Origin of the sequence: Vogesella fluminis, assembly GCF_014652335.1 — a bacterium.
GTDB lineage: Bacteria > Pseudomonadota > Gammaproteobacteria > Burkholderiales > Chromobacteriaceae > Vogesella > Vogesella fluminis.
The window spans coordinates 1-12,310 of the sequence record NZ_BMYP01000053.1; the positions used below are offsets into that span (position 1 = coordinate 1).

Genomic DNA, 12,310 nt, shown 5'->3' on the forward strand with positions numbered 1-12,310 from the left:
TCCGGACAATTTGGCAGTTTCCCGCCAATGGTCCGTTTACACAAAATTCTGCACACCCTCTCGGAAGCCTTCGGCCGTCTATCGCAATGCCAAAAACTTCAGAAAAAACCCCACCGCCTTATGAGCGGTGGGGTCTGGAAAGCGCCCCCCATCAACTAGGGGAGACGAAGAGCACCGCAGCGCTCTTCGCCCTTACCTTACACGATGGTGAAGGTATCGCTGTTGTCGGACAGTACGTTGGTGACGCCAACCAAGCCGATGGAAACCGTTGCGGTAGCAACAGTATCGAAGTAGGTCAGTACGCCGCTGGCAAAGTGCCATTCGCCTGCTGCATCGACATCACCGGCATTGACTTGCTGCGCGTTAAAGGCAGTGATGGCATTTGCACCATCAACATTCAACAGGTCGCCAGCGGTCAGACCACGGAGTACACCGCCACCGTCGTAGTCATCACCCAGGACGAAGGTTTCCAGGACGCTGCCGGAAGCCGTCACATCATGGTTTCCGTCACCCAACAGGTTGATTGTTGTCACACCGGAGGTGCCCAGATTGGCCGTGTAGGCATTGCTACCATTGTCAGCGCCCAAGGTGAGGGTGCCGTTGCCACCGTAGCTGGACAGAGTACCCAGGTTGGCGCTGGCGTCACCAGACACAATCATGGCCTTGCCAGTACCCAGCGTCACGGACCCACCGATGAAGTTACCGAACTGTTGAGCATTGAGCGTCAGAGCCGTAGCGTCACTGACAGTGATAACTTCGACAGAGTTCACCAGATAGCTGAGTTTGGAGTCACCCGACGTCAATGCGGTAGCCAGAGCAGCAGCCGAATCGTCAGCCGTCACCGTACCAACAGCACGGGCTTCGGTCAGAGCGGCACCGTTCAGGGTGCTGAACAGATTCGTGACGTCGTCCGTGGTATTGAAGGTCACTGCCTTGGCAAAGCCTGCAATCGTGGCTGCCTCAGCAGCGGTTGCCGCATCGTTCGCCGTAACTGTACCGGCTTCGTCCAGGTCAGCGCTGGAAGAGCCCGCCAGGTTGGTCGAGCTATCAACCACGTTGTAAGTCACAGCAACAGTGAATGCATCGATCAAAGCCGACTCAGCTGCGGTTGCATCGGTGTTGGCAGTGATCGAAGTCGCCTCATCCAGAGCAGCGTCAGAGGAACCCGAAATGTTTGCTGCAGAATCAACCACAGCGAACGTTACCGCCTTGGCAAAACCATCAATGGTCGTAGCCTCAGCAACCGTTGCACTGGTGTTGGCAGCCACCGTACCGGCCAGCGTCAGCACCGCATTGCTGGAGCCAGCCAGGTTGGCTGCACTGTCAGTGATGTTGTAGGTGTTGACACCGGAGTTGCCGGCTGCCTCGATGGTGGTGGCCTGAGCAACCGTGGCAGCCGTCGTGGCGGTCAGATTGACAGCTTCGTTCAACGCTGCACCTGCAGCAGCAGCCAAGGTAGCGGCTGTATCGGAAACGCTGTACGCCACAGGAGTAACCAGAGTAGCAATCGTACCAGCCTGGGCAGCAGTCGCAGCAGTCGATGCAGTAACAGTCGTGGCTTCGTTGATGTCTGCATCAGCAGCACCTGCAATGTTCGCCGCGGTATCTTCAACAGCGTACGTAACAGCCGTAGCCAAGGCATCAATCAGAGCAGACTGAGCAACCGTTGCAGCATTAGAAGCCGTGACAGCAGCCGCTTCATCCAACTGAGCATCCGTTGCCGCAGCCAGGTTGGCAGCCGTATCGGAGACACTGAATACCACTCCCTTGGCAAAACTATCAATGATCACAGCTTGAGCAACCGTTGCATCGGTGTTGGCAGTTACCGTACCCGCCAGAGCCAGAACCGCATTGCTGGAGGCAGCCAGGTTGGCAGCACTGTCAGCAATGTTGTAGGTGTTGGCGCCGGAGTTGGTGAAGGCTTCGATTGCAGTTGCCTGGACAATCGTCGCGCCATCCGTTGCTGTGATGGTGCCAGCACCGTTGCCAACCGCAGCGGCAGCGGCAGCCAGGTTGGCCGACGTATCGCTCAGGTTGTAGGTGTTGGTGCCACTGTTGGTGGCGTTGACGATGGTCGTTGCTTGAGCGACGTTAGCAGCCGTAGTTGCCGCAATGTTGGTTGCGTTATTCAACACGCTCGCAGTAGCACCGGCGAGGTTCGCTGCAGTATCGGACAGGCTGTATGCACCAACATATCCAGCAGCGGCAGCCACAGACAACACAGGTGCTGCAGGAATCAGGGTCGATACTGCCGTACCCTGAGCAGCTCCGGTACCACTGGTATCCGTGACAACCTCAAGGCGGGCATCAACGGGATCCCACTGGGCCGTAAGAACACCGTCTGTACCAACGATGGTGACTGTCGTATTGGCACCTTGACCAGTGAAGGCAATCTTGGCCAGGATTGCGGCAACCGTATCAGCAGAACCTGTGGTGTCGGTAACCGTAATGGTGTGCGGCTCGTTGCCCGCCAGAACGATGGAGCCAGCGCCGAGCGCAGCCAATTGAGCATCGGTCAGCGTGATGTCGGAGTGCACCACCAGCGTACCAACGTTCAGCGCAAGGCCATTGTTGATGTTAGCCAGATTGGCCGTACCGTAGATGTGCAGGGTGTCGCCAGCGTCGGCACCGGCGGCGTTGAGCTGATCGCCGGCGTTGACTTCGGACTGGGTGCGAACGGTGGTCAGTTCGCTGAGTTCCAGAACGTTTGCCAGTGCAGCGGGGATAACGCTATTCGGAACTGCTGTTTCTGCAGCCAAGTAGGCGTTAGCTTGGGCCGAGGTGATTGAGCCAACCATGACGAACACGTCAGCATCGGCACTACCTTGGATAGCATCAGCACCTTGACCACCGCGAACCACGTCATCATTGTTACCGTCAGCGGTAAGCGTAACACGGTAGTTGATGTCGCCGGCGTTGACCGTATTGGCAATGTCAATACGGAGATCAGTGGTGTTGTTGATGTTGCCGTCGCCGTCCAGATCGATGAAGTACTTGCCATCGGTGGAGTATCCAGCGTCGATAATCCGGGTCGCCGGTGCGCCGTCCAGTTCGACCAGAGCAGAACCCACGGTTGCCGCCGCATTGTTGAAGCGGGCGAGGTTCACAGTGTCAACAATAGTCTGGTCAACATTCACCGCGATCTGCAGCTTGTCAGTACCGGTCACGAAGTCGGTGATGGTATCGACGCCGCTGACGCCGCGGGAATCACCTACCGCGGTGTAGACGAAGGTATCCACACCCGCACCACCGGTGAGGGTATCGGCACCCACGCCACCGGTAATGGTGTCGTTGCCAGCCTGGCCGTCGATGGTGTCACCCTGAGCGGTACCGGTGATGGTATCGACCATTTGCGAACCGGTGACATTCACCTTGTAGGCGATGGTGGCATCGGTGGAGGCATCGATGGTGACGGTCTGGTTGTCGGTGTTGTCGATGGTGCCGTTGCTATCGACATCGCGATCATCGTCATTGATATCCGAGGCATCAATGCGCAACGTATCGCCGGCCTGTGCCCAAGTGTTGTGGGCAGTCAAGGCGATCGCACCGGCCTGATCCATACCGGCGCCGGTGAACACCACGCCAGCAGCCTGGGTATTGGAATCGAGCAGCGTGATGCTGTCGATTTCAGCGGTGTTGTCGGCGTTGGTGATGACAACATTGGTGGCTGCCTGACCAATGGTCTGAGCCACATCATCAACGCGAATGCTGAACGCCACGGTGCCGGCACCTGCGTCCGCAAGGGCAATGGTAGCGGTACCCGGAGCACCAGCAGCAACGACCGGCGTGGTGCGGGCGTCAACGTTGATGGTCAGGTTCACATCGGCATCGTTGTCGATATTGATGGTCGAACCTTCGGCCAGATCAATCGTCAGAGCGCGCTCGAAGTCGACACCGATATCGAGATCCACGACAGCATTGACACCCAAGGCATCCTTAGAAAGGATCACACGGTTAACACCGGTGGTCTGTGCGTCGTCGTCCAGCGTGACTTCCATCGTGCCGGCAACGTTGCCTGCGCCGGTGAATTCAGTTGCTGCACCACCGCCCTGGAGTTCGATTTCTTCAATGCTGGTCCAGCCATTGAAGTACTCGTCAGCATCAGCGCCAGTGTTGCCACGCAAGTCGTCATTGACGATGATGCGGTCGGTGCCATTACCGAGGTTGATGGTATCGCTGCCGTTAGCGGCGTCGAGGATCAGGTTGATGACGTCATTACCAGCACCGGTGGTGATGTTGTGGTTTTCAGCGGCCGTAAAGGTGGCATTCACGTTACCAGCGATGCTGGACGTGAAGGTCGTTGCCTCAACCCCCGTGAAGGTGATGGTACCCGTGGTGTCACCATTGACCGTCAGGCTGTTGCGGAAATCGCCTGCCGCACCAGCACCTGCAGTCAGAATCACGGAGCGCGAATCAGCCCCGTTGATGGTCAGGGTCAGATCCTGGATTTCCTTGTGCGTATCGGCGACCACCGGCACAACGCTCCATGCGCCGGTATCGTTGATTGCAACGTCACCCGCACCTGCCAGGGTCACTGCAGCGGCGTTACCTGCCGCATTCAGCGCCAGAGAGAGGTTCAGCGTAGCGTCAGCCGTGGTGTCGGCAGCAATCTGCGCGAGCGTGGCCGTACCGACAGCACGCCCCTGGATACCCGTACCAGCTTCAACAGTTGTCAGCGTGATGGTTTCAGTACCCGCCACGTTGTTCAGTGTGTAGATGGCATCATCACCGACGAAACGGTTGGAAACGAGGGACTCTTCCGGCGTGGCGTTGATGATGCCGGCCTGGTTTTCCAGATTGATAGTGGTCAGACCAGTGAACTCGGAAACATCAACCGTGTAATCGGCGGTTGCTGCGTCATTGTCGTTCTGAGTGACCTGGAATGCCGGGTTGATGGCGTTGATGGATTCAAGCAATGTGACACCGACACCACCCAAAGCATCAATCGACTGCTCGGACACCAGGTTCAGAGTCTGGAAGCCTGTGACGCGATCAGCATCAGCGGCGCTTGCGGCCACCAGGCCAGCCCCCGCCACAACCGAGGCGTTACCAGTAACATTCAGGACGTTGGTACCTGCACCAGCGGTCAGCAGGCCGCCAACCAGCGTACCCTGGTTGCCTTGCCCCGTCAGATCGAAGGTCACAGTGTTGCTGCCTGCGCCGAAGTTCATTTCGCCGCTCAGGGTGTCAGCATCCAGACCACCCGTGTCGCCCACGATACTGCCGGACAGGGTAACGGTGTTGTTGCCGTCGCCGAAGGTCACCACGGCTTCCTCGCCGATGGAGACGTTGCCCACGTCGCCCAGGTTCAGGGTATTGTCACCCGCGCCGAAATTGACGGTAGCGCCACCGGCAACGGTGCCGGCGATGTTCTGGTTAAGGACGTTGACACCGTTTTGAACGTCAGTAGCACCGACGGTCAGGGTGTCGTTGCCGTCACCAAGAGTGACTGCGGAGGTCGCTGCAATGGCGCCACCAGAGATGGTTACGGTATCGTTGCCAGCACCCGTCGCCAGATCAGCGGCAAGACCCGCGGTGGAGACGACTGTATCATTGCCGGAGCCAGTGGTGAAGGAAGAAGCAGCAAAGCCCGCAGCGTTGGTTACGTTAACGGCGATGTTACCCGTCGCTGCGCCACCCGTCAGGGTCATACCCTGCTGGGTTGCGCTGATGTTGCGACCGGAGACCTCGCCAATGGTGACATTGCCAGCGCCGGTAACTTCGATTTCAGCCAGACGGCTCCCTGCATCAGAGCCACCCACACCGTCCCAGAAGGCGCTGTTGTCATCCAGGTAGTTACCGTTAGCGCCTGCATCGTCAGCCAGAATCAGGTTAGCTGCAGCATTGATCGTCAGCTTCTGGTCAGCCACCTCGGTCGAGCCGCCCTTGACGTTCAGGTTCTGGATATGGCTCTCGCTCTCAACATTGAGGACGATGGTGTTGATGTGGTTGGTCTGAACGGCCTGCGAGCCGATGACCAGGTCTTCGATGGCTGCATCAGCAACGTCGATGGTCACAATTTCATTGCCGTTCAACTCACCATTACGGTAGCTGATGTTCATGTCAGCGTAGGCAACACTGTTGCGCAGGTCCAGCGATACAGTGGTGGCAGGCAAATTCAGCAGATTGACTGCTGCACCGGCAACACCAGGTGCAACGAGGGCACCCAGGGTACCAACGCTGTTGTCACTAAGGGCGCTGGAGATGCGGGTGACGTTCACGGTTTGCAGGCCGGTGGCGTCCTGCAGATCCAGACCGGTGCCATCGGTGTTGGAGAACACGGCGTTGATGGTCTCGATGTTGGTCAGCGTCGGGGTGACGATGTTGGAGCCGTTGTCGTTGGTGTTGCCCAGGGTCACATTCAGGGTCGGGTTCGTGCCCGTGCCTTCCAGAACGTCTTCGTCCTGCAGGCTGTTGATGCGATCGTTGCCGCCCGGGGTGTAGACCTGGCCGGCGTTGAACACGTTGGCAGTGGCGGCATCCGAACCATTAGTGAGCGAACCTGTCTACCCAACCGGAAAGCCGAAGCCGCTCAACGGCTTACGGCTGTTCCGGTGAGCGCTTTTCTCACCGCCCCACCACTTTCCCACCGGCAGTGGGGCAAAACTGTCACCACCTGCAGCCATCTGGCGAAGAAAGACAACAAAATTCGCCTCGCTGGGTACCCCACCCACTTCCCACCCAGCCACCGGAACCGCAGGACAGGATGGGAGAACCCGGCCTGTTAGCGGCCGGGCATCGCCCTCACCGGGTCAGGCTGGGTGCAGAGCTGCGTACTCCCGCACGGAGGGGGCGTGCAGCGGCAAGCTCCGCCCCTTTGGTTTCACAGCTTCCCAGCCTAGACAGGCCAACCAGATGGACCTGGGAATTGCCTTCTCACCGTCGCGGTAGTAGATCAGCATCCGTCGGGAGATACCCAGAGCTTCCGCTGCTTGCTCCAGCGTCAGCCCTGTGTCGTGCAGCCAAGTCCAGATGCGCTCGTGACCGATGCCACCGGCCTGCTCAACAGCAAGGTGGCGCAGATTGTCCGTTCCAAGATCTAGCTCGTCTTCGATCCAATCTACCGAGCGGCCAGCAAAGCCTACCTTGGCCTGTGCAAACAGTGCTGCATCCTTGAGTGGAGCCAGAAAGCTCGTCGTGTGAATCCGCTCGCTGAGATCGACCAGGAAAGTCTGACCGTCCGCGTAGGTCAAGCGCAAGCGGTAGTCTGGCAGCACCTCGACCGCAGTCAGAACAAAGTGATCCTTGCTCATCGTTGCAACTCCTCAAACGTAGTGGCCAGCATGGCGCGGTTGTTCTCTGCCCAAGCAAGTACGTCGGCGATTTCTCGGACCGCGACCTTGCCATGGACAATCTTCAATTCAGCAATCGTCACCCACGCCTCCCGTCCATCGTTGAGCAGCACATGGAAGTGCGGCGGCGGATGGTCTTTGGCGTTGACTCTGACGCGGCAGTGAGAAAAACGGGCGACAACTGGCATGACCGCATTTTAGTGCAACAGTTGCACTTTTGGTGAAAAAACACGCACAACCGGACATCGCCTAGGCGGGCGATGTCCGTGTGGTGTTGGTGTCAGGCCACTGCCAAACTCAAGCCCGACACTGCCCCCAGGCTGTCCACCGCCTCCAGCAAGGTCGCCTGGGACAGGTGGGCGTAGCGCTGGGTGGTCTTGAGCTGGGTGTGGCCCAGGATCTTCTGCACCTCGTACAGCGAACGGCCCGAATTGACCAGAAAACTGGCCGTGCTGTGGCGGAGGTCGTGCATCCGTACCTCGGGCAGCCCGGCCTGCTTACGTGCGGTGTCCCAGCTGTAAAACACCGATACGAAGGGCTGCTTGGTTTTCGGGTTAGGCACCACGTAGGGGCAATCTTCCCAGCGCGGTACTTGGCCCAGCAGCGCGATCACGTCCGCCGACAGCGGCACGTGACGCGCCTTGCCGGTCTTGGACAGCGGAATGCGCCAGACACGGCGCTCCAGATCGAAGTGGTCCCACTGGCTGTCGAGCAATTCGCGCTTGCGGCAGCCAAGCAGCAGGAGCAGCGGAACGATGTACTGCAGCTGGCTGTTGTCGCTGGCTCTGACGGCCGCAACCAAGCGCTGCACTTCCTCGGCATTCAGAAAGCGCTCGCGCTTGTTGTTCTCCTCGAACAGCTCGACACCGGATGCAGGATTCACTTCGGCACCGGGAATCTTCCACTTCCGCGCAAGGTTGTACATGTAGCGGGTCAGGATCACCACCCGGTTGGCCGTGGCCGGGGCGTAGCCCTTGGCCTTGAGGGCATGGTGGAACTCGATCACGTCCTGCTGCTTGATCTCGTCGAGGTGGCACTTGCCCCAGCGCGGCAGGACATGGTTGCGCAGGAAGGATTCATCGGTGTCCCAGCTGCGCTTGGCCCCCTTCACGTAGGTCAGGTAGCGATTCTGAGCGTACTCTTCCAGGGTCGGGATGGTCCTGAGCAGCTTCTTCTCCTCGGCAGGGCTGTCACCAAGAATGACCTTGGCCCGCACCGTCTGGGCGGCGTTGCGGGCTTGCTCGAAGCTGATGCCCGAGGCGTCGCCGATGCGGTGCTGACGTTGCTTGCCGTGGGCGTCGCGGTAGCGCAGGTAGTAGGTCTTACCGCCACTGGGGCGGACTTCGAGGACGAAGCCCGCCGTGGCGGTGTCGTACAGGTCGAGCTTCTTCTTGTCGGCGGGACAGGTGGCAGCACGGACGGTGTTGGCGTCCAGGGTAACGGTCGGCATGGTCAATCTCCTTGGAAATTCAGAATTGAGTAGGGATGGATGGCCCGGTGGGTCCAGGAGTGGGCTATCAATCTGTTTCCCCACCGCGAACTTCCGGTTTGGCGGGAGGTGGGATCGATCCTTGACGGCAGCGAAGCCGGGCTTTGCGGCCCGGTCTTCGTTGCCGACTACCGGGTGAGCTGTGCCTTGGCCTGCTCGACCACATCGGCCACCGTCTGGCTGGCGGCGAGCAGGGACGAACCATCGTGGTGGGCGTAGCGGGTGGTCATGCTCGGGCTGGCGTGACCGAGCAGGGCCTGGACGTCGTAAAGGGAACGGCCAGCACTGACGGCCAGACTGGCGAAGCTGTGACGCAGATCGTGCAAGCGCATCGGGGGCAACCCTGCTGCCGACAGCGCCCGGACAAAGGTGGAACGGACATCGCCCAAGGGCTTGCCGGGCAGGCGGCCGGGGAAGAGCCATCCACCCCGCTGCAGGCTGGACTGCCGGGAAAGCAACTCCATGGCAGCATCGTTGAGCAGCACGTAGCGTGAGCCGGTCTTGCCTCTCGGCAGATGCCACAGGCGACGATCGAGCTGCACTTCCTCGACCCGGGCGTGGATGCCCTCCCTGAGCCGTACCCCGGTCAGCAGCAGCAAGGCAATGGCTGACGCAGCAACCGTGTTCCTGTCCTGCTCCAGCGCGAGCAACAACCGTCCCGCCTGCTGCGCCGTCAGGGCGCACTGGCGGCGGTTGTCTTCCTTGAGCCGCTCGATGCCGGCACACCAGTTACGCTCGACATACTCCAACGCGACTGCACGACGTCCCATCGCCGAAAGTAGGGTCAGGTGACGATTGACGCTGGCCGGGCTGTGGGTCTTGCGCAGGTCCGTCAGGTAGGCCTCGATGTGGCGGCGGCGCAGGTCACGCAGCTTGAGGTGGGCGAAGGCCGGCAACAGCCAGACCCTGAGCTTGCTGGCATCGTCCCGGTGACTGCGCTTGGTCTGGCGGCTGTAGGCTAGGTACACGGTGGCAAATTGTGCGAAAGTCAGATCAACTTCCATGTCCTGCTGCCTCGGATCGATGCCTCGCTCGACCTTGGCCCGGGCGGCCAAGGCGAGTTGGCGGGCATCGCTGACCGTGAGTGCTGGAAAGGTACCGAGCCGGACCGCGCCCTTGGTGCCAGCCCGCACGAAACGGAACCAGAACACCCGGGTGCCGCTGCGGGTAACGAGCATCTTGAGGCCGGGGCAATCCAGATCGGACACTTCGATCGCCTTCCTGCCGGCGGGGCAGGACAGGCGCTCGATCGTTGTCGTTGAGAAACGAAAGCGGGTCACGCTGGTCATCACTCTCTCCTTGTAAAAAAGTGTGGGGTCGTCGTGGGCCAGCCGCGTACCCAGACAAACGCCCGCCGGTTGTTAAATCCTTGGGACTCGCCCGGGCACAGAAAGCACGAACGAGATTGCTGGTTGTGACGCAAGGAACGATGCCCACCCAGCGCGGACGGCAGCGGCTGGCCGGGCCGCTTGCCGGTCCATCGCCGGTCGGAGTGCGCCGAACTCAGGGGCCATCGGTAGGATGCGGCCAACCGTAGGTCGCCAATACATCGAGTAGCGCCCGACGCTCGGCCTCTTCGCGGGACAGGCCGGCGTCGTACTCCATGATCGCGGCCCGCTCGATCCATGCCTCCAGACGGATGTCGTCGAACTGGGCCACGATCAGGCGCACCTGCGCGTCGAGAGGCTGCGGGGGTTGGAAGCGACCATCGTCAGTAGTCCTCCGGCAGCAAGATCGTTGTTGCAGCGCGGTCGCCCCGGTCGTCCTCGGCCTCGGTGATGATCCACACCACAGCGTTACCGCCAAGGCGGTAGGCCGACAACAGCCTTGCGCCGTTGGTCAGCGCGGCATCGTTGAGGGCCGCGTCGTCGGAACATAGGGCATCGCCCCAGTCGCCGGCCAAGTGACGAGTAAGCAGGCTGGCCGGATCAATGTCGTGCTCGGCGAGCAGGGCCAAAGCAGCTGGGGTTGCCACCAGCTGACCGGCAGGAAAGCGTGTAAAACAGGTCGTCGTTGCCATGAGAGTCTCCAAAAGCAAAACGCCGACGGCCCCCGTCAAGGACAGTCGGCGTGTCGGGTGAGAAAGGAATGGGTACGTCAGGGAGCAGGACTGGCGTACTGCGCGCACATTGCCAACAGCACTGGGTCCGCAGCGTTCTTGGCGATCCACAGCACCGTGCCGTAGCCCGAATCGCTGGTTACAAAGACCATCTCGTAGCCGGTCGGATGCGCTTCGAGGACTTCCCAGGCGGGCGCAAAGTCGGGATCGGGGTAACGGACGTCCGAGAACCAGCCGTGAACGATCGGGACCTCGGTCGCTGTCTCCAGTTGCTCGATCGTGTCGCCGGACTCCACCAGCCAGAACTCAGCCAGTTCGTCGAAGGTGAAATCTTGGTACTCCGCCAACTCCGCGAAGCGCTGAAGGATGACGCACCGCATCGCTTCGTCGGCGATGCGGGCGGCATCAGTCGGCGTGTGCAGTCGCTGCATCACTGACCTCGTCGATTTCGGATGGATGATCTTCCTCGGGCGCAGCCTCTTCCGTGTCGGCCACAACCACCTTCTTGCGCTTGGCCTTGCTGGGCTTGGCAGGTAGATCATCGTCAGCAGTTTCGGAAACCACCGTGGTGACCGGTGCGTCGGTCGCCCCTTCCTCCACCGGCGGGTAGAAGATCGTTTCACCCGGCGCCGCCAGCCATTCCTGCCGGAAGGCTTGCCAGTCACCGACCGTGACGTGCTGGTGAGCTTTGTCGGGGGATTTTGCGATCAGCCCAAGGTCTTTCAGGACGGCACAGAGGAACGGTGGATTGTTGGACGATCGCCCGACCAGGGCACCACGCAGTGTCTTGGTCGGGAACGGCTGGTCAGCGTAGTGCGAAAGAATCTCCTCGATGGCGTCGAGGCCAACAGCTTCCTTGCTCCACAGGCCACCGCCTTCGTTGGCGGTGACGGCGAGGTACAGGGCAGGATCGTCTTCGCTGGCGAGCAGCAGGTAGGTAATGCCACCTTGGCTACGGGCCGACAGCTTGGCAGCGAGATCGGTCTTGAGCAGGCGGTAGGGTTTCGGGGTCAGATCAGGGCAAGTCTTGGGCATAGGATTCTCCTTGGGAGTCGGAACGCAATGGGCACAGGCCGACCGACCGGACAGTTCAGGCTGTCCGGCACGGCGGCCCAGGGGTCAGGTGGTTGCATGGGGCGATGGCCTTGGCAGGCGCGGGGGCAACGAGATCGTTGTCACGATCCGCAAATGCAAAAACACCGTTGGCTGGGATGGCCAACGGTGTCATCGGAAGGAAGGTGGAAGGTCTTGGGCGCTTAGCGTCGCCAGCGCACGCGCAACTCAAGATCGGCGTCGAGGTCGCCGGGTAGCAGGTCAGGAAGGTCAGGGAGCCAGTGGGTCGGCAGCATGGAAGTCTCCAGTCAGGGTCGAGGAAACACCTGGCCCCGCAACGCGCAGGATCAGGCACCAAGGAGATAGCGTCCGTCAAGGTGGTGTAAATTTCAGGGCCGAACTCCGGTCCGGTTTTCC

9 protein-coding genes are annotated in these 12,310 nt (G+C 60.4%); all 9 read right to left on the bottom strand.

The features are described 5' to 3' along the window. Positions 1–197: 197 nt before the first annotated feature. Complete coding sequence (locus IE083_RS14320; protein WP_189354684.1) at positions 198–6,464, bottom strand: beta strand repeat-containing protein; 6,267 nt, start codon at positions 6,462–6,464, stop codon at positions 198–200. Between the two features lie 288 nt (positions 6,465–6,752). Then, complete coding sequence (locus IE083_RS14325) at positions 6,753–7,253, bottom strand: DUF2442 domain-containing protein (protein ID WP_189354686.1); 501 nt, start codon at positions 7,251–7,253, stop codon at positions 6,753–6,755. Next, positions 7,250–7,480 carry a DUF4160 domain-containing protein gene (locus IE083_RS14330; RefSeq protein ID WP_189354688.1) on the bottom strand — a complete coding sequence of 77 codons (231 nt, stop codon included), beginning with the start codon at positions 7,478–7,480 and terminating at the stop codon, positions 7,250–7,252. The genes IE083_RS14325 and IE083_RS14330 overlap by 4 nt, the downstream gene beginning before the upstream one ends. 92 nt (positions 7,481–7,572) lie before the next feature. Continuing rightward, complete coding sequence (locus tag IE083_RS14335; RefSeq protein WP_189354690.1) at positions 7,573–8,742, bottom strand: site-specific integrase; 1,170 nt, start codon at positions 8,740–8,742, stop codon at positions 7,573–7,575. 167 nt (positions 8,743–8,909) lie between these two features. Further along, on the bottom strand, positions 8,910–10,070 hold the full coding sequence (locus IE083_RS14340) for a site-specific integrase (RefSeq protein ID WP_189354692.1): 1,161 nt from the start codon (positions 10,068–10,070) through the stop codon (positions 8,910–8,912). A 214-nt stretch (positions 10,071–10,284) separates the two neighbouring features. Then, positions 10,285–10,440, bottom strand: coding sequence for a hypothetical protein (locus IE083_RS14345; protein WP_189354699.1), 156 nt, complete (start codon positions 10,438–10,440; stop codon positions 10,285–10,287). Between the two features lie 52 nt (positions 10,441–10,492). Then, on the bottom strand, positions 10,493–10,801 hold the full coding sequence (locus IE083_RS14350; protein ID WP_189354694.1) for a hypothetical protein: 309 nt from the start codon (positions 10,799–10,801) through the stop codon (positions 10,493–10,495). 77 nt (positions 10,802–10,878) lie between these two features. Continuing rightward, positions 10,879–11,271, bottom strand: coding sequence for a hypothetical protein (locus IE083_RS14355; protein ID WP_189354696.1), 393 nt, complete (start codon positions 11,269–11,271; stop codon positions 10,879–10,881). After that, positions 11,246–11,875, bottom strand: a complete 630-nt coding sequence (locus tag IE083_RS14360; RefSeq protein ID WP_189354698.1) for a hypothetical protein — start codon at positions 11,873–11,875, stop codon at positions 11,246–11,248. The genes IE083_RS14355 and IE083_RS14360 overlap by 26 nt, the downstream gene beginning before the upstream one ends. Positions 11,876–12,310: the final 435 nt, after the last annotated feature.